The organism is Rhizobium sp. AP16 (genome assembly GCF_000281735.1).
In the GTDB taxonomy this organism is placed as follows: Bacteria; Pseudomonadota; Alphaproteobacteria; order Rhizobiales; family Rhizobiaceae; genus Rhizobium; species Rhizobium rhizogenes.
Window position 1 is genome coordinate 1 of sequence record NZ_AJVM01000071.1, and the last position, 18,831, is coordinate 18,831.

Here is an 18,831-nt window from a genome sequence, read left to right on the forward strand (position 1 = left end):
CGGCTGGTCACCCCCAGCCGCCACTATGCGGCGACCTGGTGTATCAATAAGGCGCCTGCACCGGCCCCATGCCGACATAGACCGTCTTCAGCTCGGAATAATGCTCCAGCGCCGCCAGCGAATTCTCGCGGCCGAAGCCGGATTGCTTGGAGCCGCCGAAGGGGATTTCGACCGGCGCGAGATTGTAGGCGTTGATCCACAGCGTCCCGGCCTCGAGCTGGTCGACGACGCGGTGGGCGCGGGTGAGATCGGCGGTGAAAACGCCGCCGGACAGGCCGAATTCCGTGTCGTTGGCGCGGGCGATGACCTCCGCTTCGTCATCGAAATCGAGAACGCACATCACCGGCCCGAAAATCTCCTCGCGGGCGATGGTCATGTCGTCAGTGACGTCGGCAAAGACGGTCGGCTGTACGTAATAGCCTTCGCCGGAGACATTGTTCGGAATGCCGCCGCCGGCCACCAGAGTCGCGCCTTCGGCCTTGCCCTTCTCGATATAGGACAGCACTTTTTCGCGCTGCGCCCAGGACACCATCGGGCCGACTTGCGTCGCCTCGTCCATGGGGTCGCCGATCAGCATGGCTTCGGTGCGCGCTTTCAGACGCTTCAGGAATTCAGCCTTGATCTTGCGATTGACGAAGACGCGCGTGCCGTTCGAGCAGACCTGGCCGGTCGAATAGAAATTGCCGAGCATGGCGCCGCCGATGGCGCTGTCGATGTCGGCATCGTCGAAGACGATCAGCGGCGACTTGCCGCCGAGTTCCATGGTGACGTGCTTGAGGCTTCCAGCGGCGGCGGCCGCGACCTTGCGGCCTGTCGGCACAGAGCCGGTCAGCGATACCTTGGCGACGTCGGGATGGTTGATCAGCAGCGGTCCGGTCTCGCGGTCGCCCTGGATGACATTGTAGAGCCCCTTCGGCAGACCGGATTCGATGAGGATCTCGGCGATCTTCAGCGCGCCGAGCGGGGTGTTTTCCGAAGGCTTGAACACCATGGCGTTGCCGGCGATCAGCGCGGGCGCACCCTTCCAGCAGGCGATCTGCTGCGGATAGTTCCAGGCGCCGATGCCGACGCAGACGCCGAGCGGCACGCGCTTGGTATAGGCGAAATCGCCGCCGAGCGGGATGTAGGAGCCGTTGAGGCCGGCAGCCGCGATGCCGCCGAAGAATTCGAAGCTATCGGCACCCGAGGTCGGATCGGCGACGATGGTTTCCTGGATCGGCTTGCCGGTGTCGAGCGTTTCAAGCTCCGAAAGTTCGCGGTTACGCTCGCGCATGATGTCGGCGGCGCGCTTCAGGATGCGGCCGCGCGCCGTCGGGCTCATCGCCGCCCATTCCGGCTGCGCGCGCTTGGCAGCGGCGATTGCTTGCTCGACGATGGCGGGGGTTGCGGCATGCAGCCGGGCGATCACTTCGCCGGTTGCCGGATAGATGCTTTCAATGACGGTGCCGTCGGTATCCTCGACATATTCGCCGTCGATGAAATGGGAGGCTTTCGGTTGTGCACGCATCATAGGACCCTCAATTCTTCGTAAGACACCATGACATGCTCTTGGAACGCAGGTCGTTCGGTCAGGTTTCGGTAGTAGCGCTCCAGCCGGGGACGGGGAGGACGCGGAATGTCGATGTCGAAATAGCGATAGAGAACGTGGCCGAACTGGATGTCGGCCAGCGTCAGCTTCTCACCTGCAAGGAAGCGATGCTGTTCAAGTTGCGTCTCGGCGATGTCGAACTTTTTGCTGAGAAGGGCAAGGGCGGCACTGATGGCAGCGTCGTCACGCAAGGCCCGCGCGGCCCGCACTACGCGCCAGAACACCGGGGCGGTGAAACTCAGCGCCACATTGAGCTTCGCCCATTCCGCCCATTTGTCGATCTGGGCGCGGCGACTAGGTTCTCTCGGCCAAAAGTCCTCAGCCGCATATTGCTCGGCGAGATAGCGCAGAATGGCGCCTGTTTCCCACAGCGGTTCACCCTCGCCGTCACGCAAGACCGGTACGGTGCTGTTCGGGTTCATCGCGAGGAACTCCGGCGTGTCGACGACCCCGTAGGTGAACCCCGCGTCGATGCGCTTGTAGTCAAGACCAAGCTCGCCGATGCACCACATCAGCGCCTGTACGTTCGATGACGATTTCCGGCCCCATACGGTCAGCATTCTATCGGCCTCCCAGTGCGTTCAGGTGCATCGTCAGATAATCTTCGGTGAGCGCGATCGACCCTTCGATGCTGATCGGCGCCGACCGCAGGCTCTGGCGGATATAGAGCCCGTCGATCATGGCGGCGGCACCCTCGGCAATGCGCTCGGCATCGTCGGAGAGGCATAGCGCCTTCAGATTTGCGAGCAGGTTCGAGCGCAGCCGCCGGGCATAGATGACGAGGAAGCGGCGGGTCTCTTCGGACCGCTGCGCTTCGGCATAGAAGGCGAGCCAGGCTGCAATCGTCTCCGGCGCGAATTGATCTGCGTGGAAGCTGACATGGATGACGGCGGACAGTTTTTCCCGCGGCGTCTTTGCGGCCCTCATCGCCGTCACTGTGCTGTCGCGCAGCCGCTGTAGGTGATGACGGACGGTCTCTATCAGCAACTGTTCCTTGCTGCCGAAGTAGTGATGGGCAAGCGCCGGGGAAACGCCGGCCTGCTTGGCGATTTCGGACATGGTGACGGTCAGCGAGCCGTGATCGCCGATCACGCGCATCGCCGCGTCCACAAGCGCCTTGCGGCGCACCGGTTCCATTCCGACTTTCGGCATCATTTACCCCCGAGATTACCGTAGTGTATTTTTGATTGACTGATCAATCAATAAAAAAATCACTTGGCGGCTGGGTATGGGCTGAAAATCCGCTACCCCTTTCCGAGTTGCATTTCTGTGCCATACTCTTGAGGAGGAGGTGCAGTCATGGTCAATGTTCTGGATGAGGTTCCCCCGTCTGCAATGCGCGAAAAATGGGGGTGGTTTGTAGCGCTTGGTGTATTTCTGCTCGTTTGCGGCGCCATCGCCTTCGGCAATCTTTTCGTCGCCACCGTCGCATCGGTTTATTATGTCGGCATGCTGATGCTGATCGGCGGCATCATCCATCTTGCGCATGCCTTTCAGGTGCGGGGATGGGAGCATATCCTGTTCTGGATATTGAGCGGCCTGCTCTATACGCTCGCCGGCATTCTTGCCTTTGCCAATCCCTTGCTCGCCTCGGAAGCGCTGACGCTCTTTCTGGCCATCGCACTGCTGATCGCCGGTACATTTCGCGTCTGGGTCGGCCGCAAGCTGAAGCCGGAGCGGGGCTGGGTCTGGATCGTCATCGGCGGCGTGGTCACCGCGCTTGCCGGCATTGCCATTGCGCTCGGCTGGCCGGTCAACAGCCTCTGGGTTCTCGGCCTTTTCCTCGCGGTTGACCTGACGTTCCAGGGCTGGACGCTGATGGCTTTCGGCTTTGCGCTCAGGCGATAGAAGCGCGTACAACCGGCGGTAACGAAGTGCGACTTTTTGACAAGAGGCGTGAGCGGGATTACCCTCTAGAGGCTGTCATGCGGAATGGAGCGGCACTGAACGACAGAGTACTCGGTGCCATAGTCGAGAGCATGCGTGTTTATGGAGACGCGCCCTGAAGGCTCCGGCTACACATCTGGAGCGGGTCTCCAGCGAAAAATTCTGCTTAAGAACTACAAGGGAGGAATATCATGCCGATGGTAACGGTTTCCATCTCTCCGCTTCAGGCTGCCGGCATCCGAGCGGCCGTCGATACAGGTACTTATGCATCGAGCAGTGAGGTCGTGCGCGAGGCTTTGCGCATGTGGGATGCCGCGCGCAAGCGTGGTGAGATCTGCGATGTGCCGCGTGCGGCCAATGATCCGGATGGCGCGGTAAAGAGCAGCCGATGCGTTGCCGACATGTTCGCCGATTACGAGGCGGAAACACACCGGCATAACTGAGTGTCGAGGACTTCGCATCTTGCGAAGCCGGTGTCGTCGATCCCCGGATCGTGGCGGCAGCATTTATGGTTAACGTTGTTTTACCATTCACGAAACTTTCACATAGGGGAAAGGTTTCGTTGACGCTTGTGGCCCATCTTGGGCCGAAAACGCGACAAATCCAAAGTTTACTCAAAAACTTAGATCAAAAATTCTTTAGTGGAGATGGGCATGTCCCTGACTGCCGCCGTCGAGCCTGGCGTATTGCGCCGGTATGCCAGCGACCAGATTGTCACGCTCGCCAAACTCGTGATCGAAAATGCCTTCCAGCCGATCGTCGAAGCCGGCACGGGTGCGGTCTTCGGCTATGAAGCCTTGATGCGCGGGCAGGAGCGGATCGGTTTCGACAGCCCGATCGAAATTCTCGATGAGGCCGAGCGTAGCGGCCAGCTCCTGGGGCTGGAGCAGATGGTGACGAGCCGGGCAGTGGCGAAATTCGCGACGCTCCCCAATGCTGGCACCGCAACCCTTTTCCTCAATCTCGATGTCCGCCTGATCCCACAGGGCGACGTTCTGGTCGATGGTCTGCTGCAGTATATGAAGAAGGCCGGCATTGCGCCGTCCTCCATCTGCTTCGAACTCTCCGAGCGCTTCGACAATACCAGCGTGCCGGAGTTTTCCGATCTGGTCGCCAAGATGCGGGATGCCGGTTTCAAGCTGGCGATCGATGATTTCGGCGTCGGTCATGGCGAAATGAAGCTCCTGGCTGACTATCCTGTCGATTATCTCAAGATCGACCGGCATTTCGTCGCCAATATCGATCGCAACGCCCGCAAGCGGCACATCTTAAGAAACATCGTCAATATCGCCCATGTCCTCGGCACCCGCGTCATCGCCGAGGGGATCGAGACCGAGGCGGAGTTTTTGACCTGCCGCGAATTCGGCGTCGATCTCGTCCAGGGCTGGTTCATCGCCCGCCCGACGATGCTGGTCAACGAGCTGAAGCCCGCCTTTCCGCATCTGCAGGATCTCGGCAAGAGGGCGCGCAACAGCCAATCGCTGGACGAGGTTCTCATTCGCAAGCAGATCGAGGTGCTGCCGACCATCGGCGAGAACGACAGCATCGACAGCGTTTTCGAACTCTTCCGCCGCAATCCGCGTCGCGCCTATTTCCCCGTCGTCAATGCCAATGGCGAACCGCGCGGCATCATCCACGAGTACCAGCTCAAGGAATATATTTACCAGCCCTTCGGCCGCGACCTCCTGAAGAACAAGGTCTATGAACGCTCGATTTCCCATTTCGTCGAGATGGCGCCGATCGTCGGCCTGGATTCCGACGCCGACACGCTAATGGCGATCTTCGCCAATATGGAAAGCAGCGATTGCCTGATCGTCACCGAGGGCACGCATTATGCCGGCATCGTCTCGGCCGCCTCGCTGATCAAGGTCATCAACGAAAAGCAGCTCAAGGTCGCTCAGGATCAGAACCCGCTCACCGGCCTGCCGGGCAACCGCGCCATTCATGATTTCATGCAGAGCACCGGCCGCGATGGCGATGAGGTCAGGCACTTTTGCTATTTCGACTTCGACAATTTCAAGCCGTTCAACGATGCCTACGGCTTCCATCTTGGTGACCACGCCATCTCGCTATTCGCCGCTCTGATGCGGCGTTATTTCTTCGCCGAGCGCCATTTCCTCGGTCATGTCGGCGGCGATGATTTCTTCATCGGCGTCTCCGGCTGGACTGTGGAAGAGCTGCGTGAAATCCTCGACAGGCTGCTTGCCGATTTCCACGCCGATGTGCTGGAGTTCTATTCGCCCGAGGATCGCACCGCCGGCCGTATCCGTGGTCATGACCGCAGCGGCGCCGAGGCCATGTTCCCGTTGATGCGTTGCTCCATCGGCATTCTCGAGCTGCCCGAGGGGCTGGTCATCGACGATATCAACCGCGTCAGCACCTCGATCGCCGGCATCAAGGCAAGGGCGAAGGAGAGCGAAATCGGCATTTCGTTCCTGAGCCTGGGCGAGACGAATTGACGCCCTCCCATACCCGCTTCTTTTCAAGCCGCATGCGCTAAACTATCTCCATTGCTTTGCTGGGATGAGGAGAGTCGAGCTATGCGCTTGCCGTCTGAAATGCGTTTTGTGGATTTGCCGTCCTTCGGTGCGCCCGAGGTCATGACCATCGCCCGCAAGCCTCTGCCGGTGTTGAAAGATGGCGAGATCCTCGTTCGGGTCGAGGCGGCCGGCGTCAACCGGCCAGATGTGGCGCAACGGCAGGGTATCTATCCTCCGCCGAAGGATGCCAGCCCCATGCTCGGGTTGGAAGTTGCCGGCGAAGTCGTCGATGTCGCGCGCGGCGTCACGGAATTTGCCATCGGCAACAAGGTCTGCGGTCTCGCCAACGGCGGTGCCTATGCCGAATATTGCGTTCTCCCGGCCAGCCAGGCTTTGCGGTTTCCGAACGGCTATGATGCCGTTCGCGCGGCGGCGTTGCCGGAGACGTTCTTCACCGTCTGGGCCAACCTTTTCCAGATGGCCGGTCTCACCGAGGGCGAGAGCGTCTTGATCCATGGCGGCTCCAGCGGCATCGGCACGACGGCGATCCAGCTTGCCTATGCTTTCGGCGCCACGGTCTACGCCACCGCTGGCTCGAAGGAGAAATGCGAGGCCTGTGAGAAGCTCGGCGCGAAGCGGGCGATCAACTATAAGGACGAAGATTTCGCCGAGGTGATCAAGGCGGAAACCGGCCACGGTGTCGATATCATCCTCGACATGATCGGTGCTGCCTATTTCGAAAAGAACCTGGCCTCGCTCGCCAAGGACGGTTGCCTGTCGATTATCGCCTTCCTCGGTGGCTCGGTGGCCGAAAAGGCCAATCTGCAGCCGATCATGGTCAAGCGCCTGACGGTGACGGGTTCGACCATGCGTCCGCGCACAGCGGAAGAGAAACGCGCCATCCGCGACGACCTCCTGTCGCAGGTCTGGCCGCTGCTCGACGAGGGCAGGATTGCCCCCGTCATCTACAAGACCTTCGCCTTTGACGACGTCATCGACGCGCATCGGCTGATGGAGACCAGCAATCACATCGGCAAGATCATGCTGAAGCTGGCTTGAGAGTGAACGACATGGCGATGGCGACGAGGCCGGGCAGGGCCATCAGCGTATAGAGCCATGTCGCCGCCGATAGGCTGCCGGCGATGCCGCCGGGATGGGCGAGCCCGGCACTGTTGACGATGACGCCTGCGAGCGCTGCGCCGAAGGCGCCGCCGAGCGATTGGACCATCGAGATGGCCGCCGAAGCCTTGTCCTGCTCTGTTTGGTCGGCAAGGCTGATGATTCTGGCGATCAGATGTCCCCAGCCAAGACCGACGCCAAAGCCCATCAGGAACATGGAGATGACAGCGGGCGCGACCCAGATGAGATGGCCGGCCGGATTGTCTCTGGCGACAAAGGGGATCAACGAAGCGGTGGAGGCGGTTTCAAGTACGCAGCCGATGATGATCGCAATGACGGCTTGCCGTCCCGAAAACGAGGCACTGAAGAAGGCCGCCACGGTCCAGCCGAGTGCCACCAGCGCGACGAGGTAGCCGGAGGCGAGCGGTGCGACGCCGTGCAGGTTTTGCAGGAAGTAAGGGATGTAGATATCGCTCGTCAGCACCAGCATCATGGTGAACATCATCAGATAGAGCCGGGATATCGGCTTGGCGAGGGTGACGGCGCCCTTTGGCAGGAGCCGGGTCTGCCCCTTGCTCTCGAAGATCAACATGGCCGCGATGAAAGCGACAGATAGGCCGATCAGCAGGATCTTGTAGGATTCATGATCGCTTGTACTCGCAAAACTCGTTAGCAGGACTGCCGTGAGCAGAAGTGCGATCTGGACCAGCGGCGTTTTCCCCTCCGCGCGATCGTCCTTGACCTTCGGCAACAGCCATCGCGCCGACAGGGCCATGAGACCGGCCACAGGCACGAGAATAATGAAGGCCTCGCGCCATGCATGACCGGCGGAGAACATTCCGCCGAGCGTCGGCCCGAGCACCGTGGCGACGCCCCATATTGCCGCATACAGCGTGGAGGCCTTGCGCCACATCGGCTCGGGGTAAACGAAGCGAATAAAGGCATAGGCGAGGCCAGCGAGCATGCCGACGCCGTAACCTTGTACAGCGCGGCCGGCCAGCACGACATGCATCGTGGGTGCGATGGCACAGATCAGGTTTCCGGCGCCGAATATCAGCGCCGCCGCAACATAGACCGCGCGCAGGCCCATGCCTCTCGGCCGTGTCGCAACGGTGATCGAGCCGAGCACGCCGGCCGCAACGAAAAGCGTCGTCATCCAGGAAAACAGCTCCAGGCCGCCGATGTCTCGAACGATAGACGGCGCGAGCGTCGCGGTGATGTAGGATTCGACGGCATAGAGGGTGACGCCACCACCGAGCATCAATGTCGCGGGGAGGAGCCGGGGTGAGAAGAGAGTGAAGATGGAGTCGGAGCGGGACGTATCTGCGTGGTCGATGCTGGACATCGGATGTTCCTCGGTATTTTCCCTGGCGAATGTTTATTTTCCAAGTTATAGATTGGAAAATTACATCGCTGTAGAATTAAAACAAGAGAAAACTTGGAAAAATGCGTCAGTCGCCCATCAACCGAATCCTGATCCTGTTGAAAACCGATGGTCCGCAGCTTGCAGCAGCCCTCGGCAGCGCGCTTGGCATATCGTCGGAAGCGGTGCGCCAGCAGTTGACGAAGATGGCGGAGGAGGGGTTGGTCGAGCCGGTGACGGAGGCGTCCTCGGGCAGGGGCAGGCCGCGACAGCTCTGGCACCTGACGGCAACCGGCAACCGGCAGTTTCCCGACGGCCATGCTGACCTCACCGCGACGCTTCTGGCGACCATGGCCGACCAGCTTGGGCAGGGGGCGGTCAACGCGGTGATTTCAGCCCGCGAGGTGGAGACACTGAAGCGTTACCGCAGCGAAATCGACATCGGCTCCGACCTGCCTTCGCGTGTTGCCACGCTTGCGGCCATCCGCACGCGCGAAGGCTACATGGCCGATCATTGGTTGGAGGAGGACGGCTCCGTCATCCTGGTGGAAAATCACTGCCCCATCTGTTCAGCCGCAAGCGTCTGCGCCGGCTTCTGTCGGTCGGAGCTCGAGACGTTTCGTGAGGCGCTGGCGGCAAGCGTGGAGCGGGAGGAGCATATTCTGCTCGGGGCGCGGCGTTGTGCGTACAGGATTCGAGCTGCTGTCTGAAGGAGGGGCACGGTCAGTTTCAAGCCGAGAGCCCGAATGACGCCCATCTGCACCAACTTTGTAACCAGATAGCCGCTGCCACTATATGCCGATTGGCAACCCTCCCAGCAGCGACTAACAATACCTCATCCCGCAAATCAAAGAGCGCTTTCCATCATGTCCAATCCTGTCTGCGTCGAAGTCACCCGTGGAAATCTCGTTGAGAGCCGTCATCGTGGATCGGTCGCCGCGGTCGATGGCGACGGGAAGCTGGTTTTCTCACTTGGCGATATCGAAAACGGCGTGTTTCCGCGTTCCGCCTGTAAGGCGATGCAGGCTTTGCCACTGGTCGAAAGCGGCGCGGCGGATGCCTATGGCTTCGGTAATAAGGAGCTGGCGCTGGCCTGCTCTTCGCATAATGGCGAGGACGAGCATGTGGCGCTGGCCGCGTCCATGCTTGCGCGTGCCGGTCGTGATGTGACCACGCTTGAATGCGGCGCGCATTGGTCCTTCGACCAGAAGACGATTATCCATCAGGCGCGCACTCTCGACAAGCCGACGGCGCTGCACAACAACTGTTCGGGCAAGCATTCCGGTTTCATCTGCGCCTGTTCTCATCAAGACATCGATCCCACGGGCTATGTCGGCTACGACCATCCGCTGCAGCAGCAGATCCGCGCGACGATGCAGAGCCTGACGGACACGCCGCTGGGCCATGACAATTGCGGCATCGACGGCTGCGCCATCCCGAGCTACGCCGTGCCGCTCAGGAGCCTGGCGCATGGCTTTGCTAGGATGGCGACCGGTAACGGACTGGAGCCATTGCGCGCCAAGGCGTCTCGCCGCCTGTTCGACGCCTGCATGGCCGAGCCCTTCTATGTCGCCGGCACCGATCGCGCCTGCACGAAGCTGATGCAGATCGCTCCCGGCCGGATTTTCGCCAAGACCGGCGCCGAAGGCGTCTTCTGCGCGGCGATCCCCGAGCAGGGCGTTGCGATTGCCGTCAAATGCGATGATGGCACAACGCGCGCCGCCGAGGCCATGGTGGCGGCCACACTCGCCCGCTTCTTTGAAAAGGGCGGTGATATCAACTCGGGTTTGATGGCCATGGCCAATAAGGCGCTGAACAACTGGAACCGCATTCATGTCGGCGATATCAGGGCGACGACAGTCCTGACAGCTTGATACGGCTTACGCGACGAGGATGCTCACTCCGGCGTCTCGATAGGGTGCGAGACTTCCTTCCGCAACGTTAGACGGCACGATCATGCCCGAAATCGCCGTGATGGGCAGGATGTGGCAGGGCGAGGCGGCATCCAGCTTCTCCTGTGTCGCCAGCACATAGGTTTCCGCCGAACATTGGGTGATATGCCGCTTGATGGCGGCTTCCTCGAAGTCGCCGGTCGAAAGACCGCGGGCGGGATGGATCGCGGTGACCCCGAGGAAGAAGATGTCCGGCCGCACCAGCGAGATCGCCGCCATCGCCACGGCCCCCGTCGCCACCATCGAATGCTTGTAGAGTTTGCCGCCGATCAGGATGACTTCGGCCGTCGGGTGATGCTCCAGTTCGCCTGCGATCGTTGGGCTGTGGGTAACGATGGTGAAGGCAAAATCCCTGGGGAGGTGGCGGGCGATTTCCGCATTCGTTGTGCCGCCATCGAGGAACACGGTCTGTCCCGGCCGAACCATCCCCGCCGCATAGGCGCCGAGCTGACGCTTCACCTCCGACGACACGTTTTGCCTCGCCGAGAAATCCGGTAGTTCGGGTGAGAGCGGCAGCGCGCCGCCATGCACGCGCTTCAGCAGCTTTTCCGCCGCCATCTCTCGAAGATCCCTGCGGATCGTGTCCTCTGACAGACCGAGATCGTCCGCGACCGACTTGGCGATCACCTGACCGTCGCGGCGCAGGATATCGAGGATGAGGGTCTTTCGTTGACTGGTGAGCATGCTGCCTGCTTTTGCACGATAATTCATGGTGTATCGTGAATTTACCAGAAATGAGTCGACAATCAAGAAATTTAATGCATTTTCGTGCAAATTCCTGCAAGCGGCAGGAGAAAAAGGAGATGTGACATGTTGATCTTGATTGCCGGACCCTATCGCTCCGGAACCGGGGACGATCCCGAAAAGATGGCCGAAAATCTCAAGCGGCTGGAAGAGCCGTCCCATGCGCTGTTCAGGGCAGGGCACCTGCCGATGATCGGCGAATGGGTCGCCCTGCCGGTCTGGCACGCCGCCGGCGGCAAGAGCATCGGCGACGATCTCTATGAGGAAATCTTCCACCCGACCGCCCACCGGCTACTGCAACTTTGCGAGGGTGTTTTGAGATTGCCAGGCGAATCCAAGGGTGCGGACAATGATGTTCGCATTGCCCGCGAACGCGGCATTCCCGTCTGGCATCGGCTGGAGGATGTGCCTGGCTGCGCCTAAGGAACTTGCCGCCCATCTTCATGGCATGACGTGCGGGCCTTCGGTTTCCAGCGTCGCGTCATGGGGATGGGCACGCCCTTCCGCATCAATCAAAAGCTTTCATGGCAAGTATCAGTGTCAGCCACTTCCGTATTTGCCCGGATGCCTTTAGCTTTCCTCGGAGTCGAACCGAGGAACAGAATATGCCGACACTCTATTTTGCAACGGGCACCTGTGCGCTCGCAAGCCTGATCGCGCTTGAAGAATCCGGTCTCGCCTACGAAGCCCGGCCCATCAGCTTCGCCAACGGCGAGCAGCGTTCGCCGGAATACCTGGCGATCAATCCCAAGGGTCGCGTTCCCGCGCTGATCACCGACAAGGGCGTCATTACCGAAAATGTAGCGATTCTCGCCTATGTCGCCCAGATCGCCCCGCAGGCAAAGCTGGCGCCGCTCGACAATCCTTTCGAATTCGCCCGCATGCAGGCTTTCAACAGCTATCTCGCTTCGACCGTGCATATCAATCATGCCCATAAGATGCGTGGCCATCGCTGGACTGACGATGCCTCAGCAATCGAGGCGATGAAGGCCAAGGTGCCGCAGACCATGAGCGAGAGCTTTGCCCTGATCGAGGAGACGATGCTGGAAGGCCCGTGGGTCATGGGTGAGCAGTATACCGTCGCGGACGGCTACCTCTTCACCCTGACGCGCTGGCTGCCCGGCGACGGCGTCGATCTGGCCCGCTTCGAAAAGGTCAGTGCTCATCACGCCCGCATGCTGGAACGCCCGGCCGTGCAAAGGGCGCTTGCAGCCCAGCAGAGCTGATCAGATGGTCTCGAAGGCGGCTCGCAGCTTTTTCGGCGCGCGAAACCGCCAGGCTTCGATCAGCCGCAACTGCAGTTCGGCATCGCCGATTTCGGCGATGCGCAGCGGCAGCGACGGCCAGCCGATATAGTGATCCGATTGGAAATAGATCTCCGGTGCCATCTCGATCAGTTGTTCCTTGCGGTCGACGGGCAGGGACAGCACAATGGTTTTGGTGTTCTTGATCGAGGCGAATGCTTTGCCGCCGATTTTCAGCGCCGGCAGGCCGTAATGGGTACTGGTTTCGACGTCGGGCAAGTGGGCTGCTGTTACGAGCCGCAAAAGGCGCTGCAGAATATTGCCGATGTCAGTGCCCATCTGCCATGCTCTTTCTGGTTGTGTCCGAGCAAAAGAGAATATAAGCCATTGGATATGGAGGCAACTCTAACGTTGTAGAGAGCCATATGCCGATCAGTCGAGAGGGTCGAGTGATACTTGCGAACGCCATCGTCGTGATAGCGTTCTTGTCAATTATAGAGGGGCATCTTCACTACGATCGAAGATGGCGTGCGGCTTTTGAAACTGTTGCGGTAGGCAATACGGAAAAAGTCGTTCTGACCAAGCTCGGACGCCCGACCGCGCGCGAAAAACCGGACCGGCTATATCCTGGTTACGCATATACGAACTGTACCACGCCCTGCGTTGAAAGATTGTGGTATGAAAACCTCATTCCCGGCCTTGAGGCATGGTCCATTTCTCTTGATAGCGACAGGAGAGTTCTGGAAAGCTATCACTGGGCTTCACCATGAACGCACTCACGCACATTCCGTCGGTCGCTTGTCCCGCTCATCCGCTTTCCGCCCCAGATTTTCGGGCATGAGCGGCAGGTCGGCTAGTTCTTCCAGCGACATGGCCTCCAGTACGGGATGACTGAGCGGATCGTCTTCGCGCTCGCGATCCTCGTCCAGCAGGTGATTGAAGAAAAGCTTCAGTATCGACATGGCATGCCTCCTCGTCTCTCCGCGAATATGCGCCCATCGGGCATTCAGTGGGTCTGTGGCGGCAAGTTTCAACTCTATGCTGTAATGATCGCGCATTTCGCGCTGAATTTCAATTGAGAATGCCGGGATGCTGATATAGATATTCTATATGAGAAATCTCAACAGCGTTCATCTGAATGGGCTTCGTGCCCTGGAGGCGGTCGGCCGGCTGGGTTCGTTGCAGGCGGCCGCCGATGAGCTTGGCGTGACCATTGGAGCCGTCAGCCAGCAGGTGATCAAGGCGGAGGCGCAGCTGGGCCGGCCGGTCTTCGAACGCACGCCGAGGGGCATGGCGGTGACGGAGGCGGGTATCGCGGTGCTGGCGCGGCTTGGCGAGGGGTTTCAGGCGCTATCGGCGGCGGTGACCGTGGCGCAGTATCGTGACGACAACATTCTCACTATCTCGGTCGCGCCGGTTCTCGCCGCCCGCTGGCTGGTGCACAGGCTTGACCGCTTTGCCAAGCGGCATCCGGATATCCGCCTGCGCATCGACGCCACCACGCAACTGGTCAATCCGGCGACATCGGATGTCGATATCGGCATCCGCGTCGGCAGCGGCCGATGGCCGGGTGTCAAATCCGAGCTGCTGCTCGCGCAGAAGGTCTTTCCCGTCGTCACGCCGCAGATCGCCGCCACGCTCAAGGAGCCGGCGGATCTCTTAAAGGTGCCCGCCGTGATTGACGGGCACGCCATGTTTACCTGGGATGTCTGGCTGAAACAGGTCGGCCTTGCCGGCAGATGCATGGAAGAGCGGCATGTCTTCAACGACGCCTCGCTCTGCCTCGACGCCGCCATGGCCGGCCAGGGCGTGATGCTCGCCTGGCAGACGCTGGCGGCCTATGCGCTGCAACAGCAATGCCTCGTCGATCCCTTCGGCATCCGCGCCAAGACCGGCTTCGGTCACTATTTCATCACGGCCGAAGGCGTGCGAGAAGCCAAGAAGGTGACCGCCTTCAAAGCGTGGATCCGCGAGGAGATGGAAGAAAGCATGAGGCTCTTCCAGTGAGCAGGCCTCAGGCCGGCTCTTTGGCCCGGCCTGCCTGCATCGCCTTGTATGCGGTGCGCGACTGGCAGCGCTCGATCCAGGCCTTCACCTTCGGACGGCTGTCGAACAGGGGCTGCTCCGTCTGTGCGTAGCGCAGCACCTCGGCGGTGTTGAGGTCGGCAACGGTAAAGCGATCCCCGACGATATAATCCTGGTTCTGAAGATGCTGTTCCAGCACGTCCAGCGGCTTCTTCAGCGAGCGGCAGGCAACCGCGATCCCGGCCTTGCCGGCCTCGCTGCCTTCCAGGCCATTGTCGTAGATCCTGACGAGCGCAACGGAATAGGGCTCCACCTCGGTTGCCGCCCACATGGTCCACATCAAAAGCTGGCCTTCCTCCTCCACCGTCTTGCCGGCAAGCGGGCCGCCATATTTGCGGGCGAGATAGAGGTTGATGGCGAGCGATTCATGCATGACGAGAGCGCCATCCTTGATGCAGGGAATCATGCCCATCGGGTTGATCGCCAGAAACTCCGGCGACGTCGTGTTGAGCGGAGCATCGGTGGCGAGCGGATTCGCGATGCGGCCGGCCTGAATGACCGGCACGGACTTGAACTCGATGCCGAGTTCTTCCGCCATCCAGTAATTGCGCGATGCACGCGAGCGATAGACGCCATAGATTGTCAGCATGTTCCGTCTCCGAAGTGTTTTGGGTGGGGCGAGGGTATTGGCGGCTATTGGCGAAAGGAAGGGGTGTTCGCTGATATCTGGATGAAAGCTTTTGATGGGTGCACGGGACTAAGCACGAAAATATCTGCAAGCCACCCGGAATCTTTGCAAATCATGCTGTCTGCTCACCTCCTTTGTTCGGAAATTAGCCTCCGTGCATGTTAGATTCGACTCATGGTTTTCATCGGATGCGGTAGGAGGCATTCGGCGAAGAAGTCCATGCGCAATTGGTGACTGCGATCTCGGGAGGAGAGCAGATGCTGGCGACGAGCGTATCGCTTGACGACAAATATACCGCAGACGAGGGCCGTGTCTTCATGACCGGCCTGCAGACGCTGGTGCGTCTGCCTATGACCCAGATGCGCCGCGATCGCGCTGCCGGTCTCAACACCGCCGCCTTCATATCCGGCTATCGCGGTTCGCCGCTCGGCGGCTACGATCAGCAGCTTCTAAAAGCCAAGACCTATCTCGACGCGCATGACGTCACCTTCCAGCCTGGCATCAACGAGGACCTCGCGGCCACTGCCGTCTGGGGCACACAGCAAGTTGGTTTATCGCCCGGCGTTCGCAAGGATGGCGTGCTCGGCATCTGGTACGGCAAAGGCCCCGGCGTCGATCGATCGGGCGACGTGCTGAAACATGCCAATGCCGCCGGCACATCGAAGCATGGCGGCGTCCTCTGTTTTGCCGGCGACGATCATTCCGCCAAATCCTCCACCATTCCGCACCAGACCGACCATGATTTCATGTCGGCGGTCATTCCGGTCCTCTATCCCTCGTCCATTCACGAATTCCTCGAATACGGCCTGCTCGGCATCGCCATGTCGCGCTATTCCGGCTGCTGGGTCGGCATGAAGTTTATCGCCGACACCATCGAGACGACGGCCGCCGTCGATCTCTCCGGCGAAAGACGCCAATTCGTGCTGCCCACCGATTTCGAACTGCCGCCCGGTGGCCTGAACCTGCGCTGGCCCGATCCGCCGCTGGTGCAGGACGACCGTCTGCAGACCTACAAAGCCTATGCCGCCATCGCCTTCGCCCGCGCCAATCGCGTCGATGAAGTCACCCATGATGTACCCAACGCCCGCTTCGGCATCATCTCCTCCGGCAAGGCCTATGAGGATGTGCTGCAGGCGCTGCGCGAATTGGAGATCGGCCCGAAGGAAATGGCGGCGATCGGCCTGCGCATCCTCAAGGTCCGCATGCCCTGGCCGCTGGAGCCGGAAGCGGTCAGGCATTTCTCCGAAGGGCTGGACGAGGTGCTGGTCATCGAGGAGCGGCGCGAGATCATCGAAAACCAGATCAAGCAGCAGCTCTTCAACTGGCGCTCCGATGTCCGCCCGCGCATCGTCGGCAAGTTCGACGAGCACGACAAGCCTTATCTCAGCCTGTCGGCGGCACTGACCGTCGGCGCGGTCGCGAGAGCCATTGCCGGCCGCATCGTCAAGCTCGATCTCGATTCCTCATTGCATGATCGCATCGCCGCCAAGCTCACCTACCTCGCCGAGCGCGGTCAGATCAGCCGCACCCATGTCGCACCGGTGAACCGCACGCCGTTCTTCTGCTCCGGCTGTCCGCACAACACCTCGACCCGCGTTCCCGAAGGCAGCCGCGCCATGGCTGGTATCGGTTGCCACTACATGGTCACCTGGATGGACCGCAAGACCGAGACCTTCACGCAGATGGGCGGCGAGGGCGTGCCGTGGACGGCAATCGCCCGTTATACCGACGAGAAGCACATGTTCGCCAATCTCGGCGACGGCACCTATTTCCATTCCGGCATTCTCGCCATCCGCCAGTCCGTCGCCGCCAAGGTCAACATCACCTATAAGCTACTCTATAACGACGCCGTCGCCATGACCGGCGGCCAGCCGATCGACGGCTATCTGACGCCGGAACTCGTCACCCGCCAGCTGCATGGCGAAGGCGTCACGCCGATCTATCTGCTCTCTGAAAGTCCTGAGGCTTATCGGGCATCGGATTTGGCGCCCGGCGTCAAGGTCATGCATCGCGACAATATCGATCAGGTCATGCTGACGCTGCGCGAGACCGAGGGCTGCTCGGCCATCGTCTATGTCCAGACCTGCGCCGCGGAAAAGCGCCGCCGTCGCAGCCGCGGTCTCCTTGAAGACCCGGCCAAGCGCGTCTTCATCAATCCCGCCGTCTGCGAAGGGTGCGGTGATTGCTCGGTGCAGTCCAACTGTATCTCCGTCGAGCCGCTGGAAACCGAATTCGGCCGCAAGCGCCAGATCAACCAGTCGAGCTGCAACAAGGATTTCTCCTGTGTGAAGGGCTTCTGCCCCTCCTTTGTCACCGTTCATGGCGGCAAGCGCCGCAAGCGCAAGGCGCTGGAACATGCCGATGCCGAGGTACCAATGCCGGAGGTTCCCGATATCGGCGAGCGGCCGTGGAATATCGCCATCGCCGGCGTCGGCGGCACCGGCATTCTGACCATCGGCGCCATCCTCGGCATGGCGGCTCATCTCGACGGCAAGGTGCCGATGATCCTTGATATGGCGGGCCTGGCGCAAAAGGGCGGCGCCGTGATGAGCCATTTGCGCATCGGCCACAATCAGGCCGACGTCACCTCGTCGCGCATCGTTAACGGTGGCGCCGACCTGTTGCTTTCCGCCGACGAAGTGGTCGGCGCCTCCAAGGACGCGATCACGCTCTGCTCTTCCGCTCGCACCACCGCCATCGTCAACACCGGCCTGATGCCGGTCGCCGATTTCGTCCGCAACCGCGATTTCGATTTCAAGGTCGGTTCGGTGCAGCATGCGATCGCCAAGACCGTCACCGACAAATCTGTCTTCCTCGATTTCGGCCATGTTGCGAGCGAAGTCACCGGCGACGCCATGTCGACCAATATCCTGCTTACTGGTTTCGCCTGGCAGCGCGGCCTGCTGCCGCTGTCGCTGGAGGCGATCGAGAAGGCGATCGAGCTCAATGGCGTGGCGGTCAAGGCCAGCCTCTCCGCTTTCCATTGGGGCCGGCTGCTGGCACATGATCCGCAATCCGTACATGAGATGATGTCCGAGCCGGACGCCAAGAAGACACTGGTGGAGATGAGCCTCGGCGAACTGATCGCCCATCGCAAGGCTCATTTGACCGCCTATCAGAATGCCACCCTTGCCGATCGTTATGACGCTTTCGTCACGCGGACCTCGGCAGCGGCCGCCAAGGCTCAGCTTTCCGACAAGGTGCCTTTCGCCGTTGCCGTCACCTATGCTCGGGTGCTGGCCTATAAGGACGAATATGAAGTGGCGCGGCTTTTGACCGATCCTGCCTTCGAGGCGCATCTGCGTGATGAGATGGAAGGCGATTTCAAGCTGGCGCTCAATCTTGCCCCGCCGATGCTCGCCGGCAAAGACCCGAACGGCCGGCCCAGGAAGCGTGAATTCGGCGCCTGGATCTTGCCGCTGCTGCGCTGGCTCGCGCCGATGAAGCGGCTGCGCGGCACCGCCTTAGATCCCTTCGGCTATATGGCCGAACGTCGGCTCGAGCGCCGGTTGATCGGCGAATATGAAGCAATCGCCGAGCGTGTTCTCAGCCGCCTGCGCGCGGATAATGAAGCAGAGGCCCTTGCTATTCTGTCGTTGTTCGATGAGATCAGAGGTTACGGACCGGTCAAGGAGGAGGCCGCCCGGAAGGTCATGGCGCGGATCGCCGAGAAGCTGAAGACCTATGAAATGCCGCAGGAGAAGCAGCACGTTCCCGCCGACGCGGCGTGATGTTCAGGAG

At 60.7% G+C, this 18,831-nt stretch carries 19 protein-coding genes; 11 read left to right on the plus strand and 8 right to left on the minus strand.

What is annotated here, in order from left to right; genetic code table 11:
• Positions 1–43: 43 nt before the first annotated feature.
• Genes betB through betI form a run of 3 tightly spaced genes read right to left on the minus strand, consistent with a single transcriptional unit; the run spans position 44 to position 2,740 of the window.
• On the minus strand, positions 44–1,507 hold the full coding sequence (gene betB / locus PMI03_RS23715) for a betaine-aldehyde dehydrogenase (protein ID WP_039974614.1): 1,464 nt from the start codon (positions 1,505–1,507) through the stop codon (positions 44–46).
• Positions 1,507–2,148 carry a glutathione S-transferase family protein gene (locus PMI03_RS23720; protein ID WP_007699306.1) on the minus strand — a complete coding sequence of 214 codons (642 nt, stop codon included), beginning with the start codon at positions 2,146–2,148 and terminating at the stop codon, positions 1,507–1,509. Before PMI03_RS23720 ends, betB begins: the two co-directional genes overlap by 1 nt.
• 1 nt (position 2,149) lies before the next feature.
• Entirely contained in the window at positions 2,150–2,740 is a 591-nt protein-coding gene (betI, locus tag PMI03_RS23725) for a transcriptional regulator BetI (RefSeq protein ID WP_007699308.1), read from the minus strand.
• Between the two features lie 147 nt (positions 2,741–2,887).
• Between betI and PMI03_RS23730 the strand changes: the two genes are divergently transcribed.
• The 4 genes from PMI03_RS23730 (at position 2,888) to PMI03_RS23745 (ending at position 7,014) form a co-directional block, all read left to right on the plus strand.
• A complete protein-coding gene (locus PMI03_RS23730; protein ID WP_007699310.1) occupies positions 2,888–3,436 on the plus strand; it encodes an HdeD family acid-resistance protein in 549 nt (182 codons plus the stop codon).
• Positions 3,437–3,666: 230 nt separating this feature from the next.
• A complete protein-coding gene (locus PMI03_RS23735) occupies positions 3,667–3,918 on the plus strand; it encodes a type II toxin-antitoxin system ParD family antitoxin (RefSeq protein WP_007699311.1) in 252 nt (83 codons plus the stop codon).
• A 210-nt stretch (positions 3,919–4,128) separates the two neighbouring features.
• A complete protein-coding gene (locus PMI03_RS23740; protein WP_007699314.1) occupies positions 4,129–5,934 on the plus strand; it encodes a GGDEF domain-containing protein in 1,806 nt (601 codons plus the stop codon).
• A gap of 81 nt (positions 5,935–6,015) precedes the next feature.
• Complete coding sequence (locus PMI03_RS23745; RefSeq protein WP_007699317.1) at positions 6,016–7,014, plus strand: NAD(P)H-quinone oxidoreductase; 999 nt, start codon at positions 6,016–6,018, stop codon at positions 7,012–7,014.
• On the opposite strand, the gene PMI03_RS23750 is transcribed toward PMI03_RS23745, so the two are convergent.
• Entirely contained in the window at positions 6,995–8,419 is a 1,425-nt protein-coding gene (locus PMI03_RS23750; protein ID WP_007699320.1) for an MFS transporter, read from the minus strand. The genes PMI03_RS23745 and PMI03_RS23750 overlap by 20 nt on opposite strands.
• Positions 8,420–8,520: 101 nt before the next feature.
• On the opposite strand from PMI03_RS23750, the gene PMI03_RS23755 reads away from it, so the two are divergent.
• A complete protein-coding gene (locus tag PMI03_RS23755; RefSeq protein WP_007699323.1) occupies positions 8,521–9,147 on the plus strand; it encodes a metalloregulator ArsR/SmtB family transcription factor in 627 nt (208 codons plus the stop codon).
• 156 nt (positions 9,148–9,303) lie between these two features.
• Positions 9,304–10,311 (plus strand): asparaginase, encoded by a 1,008-nt coding sequence (locus tag PMI03_RS23760; protein ID WP_007699325.1) that lies wholly within the window; start codon positions 9,304–9,306, stop codon positions 10,309–10,311.
• Positions 10,312–10,317: 6 nt separating this feature from the next.
• Here PMI03_RS23760 and PMI03_RS23765 read toward each other — a convergent pair whose 3' ends face one another.
• Positions 10,318–11,073: a DeoR/GlpR family DNA-binding transcription regulator gene (locus tag PMI03_RS23765; RefSeq protein WP_007699328.1), complete on the minus strand. Its 756-nt coding sequence runs from the start codon at positions 11,071–11,073 to the stop codon at positions 10,318–10,320.
• A 126-nt stretch (positions 11,074–11,199) separates the two neighbouring features.
• Between PMI03_RS23765 and PMI03_RS23770 the strand changes: the two genes are divergently transcribed.
• Positions 11,200–11,556 (plus strand): hypothetical protein, encoded by a 357-nt coding sequence (locus tag PMI03_RS23770; RefSeq protein ID WP_007699330.1) that lies wholly within the window; start codon positions 11,200–11,202, stop codon positions 11,554–11,556.
• A gap of 182 nt (positions 11,557–11,738) precedes the next feature.
• Positions 11,739–12,359 carry a glutathione S-transferase family protein gene (locus PMI03_RS23775; RefSeq protein ID WP_007699333.1) on the plus strand — a complete coding sequence of 207 codons (621 nt, stop codon included), beginning with the start codon at positions 11,739–11,741 and terminating at the stop codon, positions 12,357–12,359.
• Here the strand turns inward: PMI03_RS23775 and PMI03_RS23780 are convergent, their stop codons facing one another.
• Positions 12,360–12,716 carry an MmcQ/YjbR family DNA-binding protein gene (locus PMI03_RS23780; protein ID WP_007699336.1) on the minus strand — a complete coding sequence of 119 codons (357 nt, stop codon included), beginning with the start codon at positions 12,714–12,716 and terminating at the stop codon, positions 12,360–12,362.
• Positions 12,717–12,826: 110 nt separating this feature from the next.
• Here PMI03_RS23780 and PMI03_RS31880 point away from each other — a divergent pair, with 110 nt between their 5' ends.
• Entirely contained in the window at positions 12,827–13,147 is a 321-nt protein-coding gene (locus tag PMI03_RS31880; RefSeq protein ID WP_174016467.1) for a hypothetical protein, read from the plus strand.
• A gap of 6 nt (positions 13,148–13,153) precedes the next feature.
• Here the strand turns inward: PMI03_RS31880 and PMI03_RS23785 are convergent, their stop codons facing one another.
• Positions 13,154–13,339, minus strand: coding sequence for a hypothetical protein (locus PMI03_RS23785; protein WP_007699339.1), 186 nt, complete (start codon positions 13,337–13,339; stop codon positions 13,154–13,156).
• Between the two features lie 148 nt (positions 13,340–13,487).
• Here PMI03_RS23785 and PMI03_RS23790 point away from each other — a divergent pair, with 148 nt between their 5' ends.
• On the plus strand, positions 13,488–14,384 hold the full coding sequence (locus PMI03_RS23790; protein WP_007699342.1) for a LysR substrate-binding domain-containing protein: 897 nt from the start codon (positions 13,488–13,490) through the stop codon (positions 14,382–14,384).
• A gap of 7 nt (positions 14,385–14,391) precedes the next feature.
• On the opposite strand, the gene PMI03_RS23795 is transcribed toward PMI03_RS23790, so the two are convergent.
• The gene (locus PMI03_RS23795; RefSeq protein ID WP_007699347.1) at positions 14,392–15,051 is read right to left on the minus strand and encodes a glutathione S-transferase family protein; all 660 of its coding nucleotides are present in this window, start codon (positions 15,049–15,051) and stop codon (positions 14,392–14,394) included.
• A 269-nt stretch (positions 15,052–15,320) separates the two neighbouring features.
• On the opposite strand from PMI03_RS23795, the gene PMI03_RS23800 reads away from it, so the two are divergent.
• Positions 15,321–18,821, plus strand: coding sequence for an indolepyruvate ferredoxin oxidoreductase family protein (locus PMI03_RS23800; protein WP_267900829.1), 3,501 nt, complete (start codon positions 15,321–15,323; stop codon positions 18,819–18,821).
• Positions 18,822–18,831 lie beyond the last annotated feature (10 nt).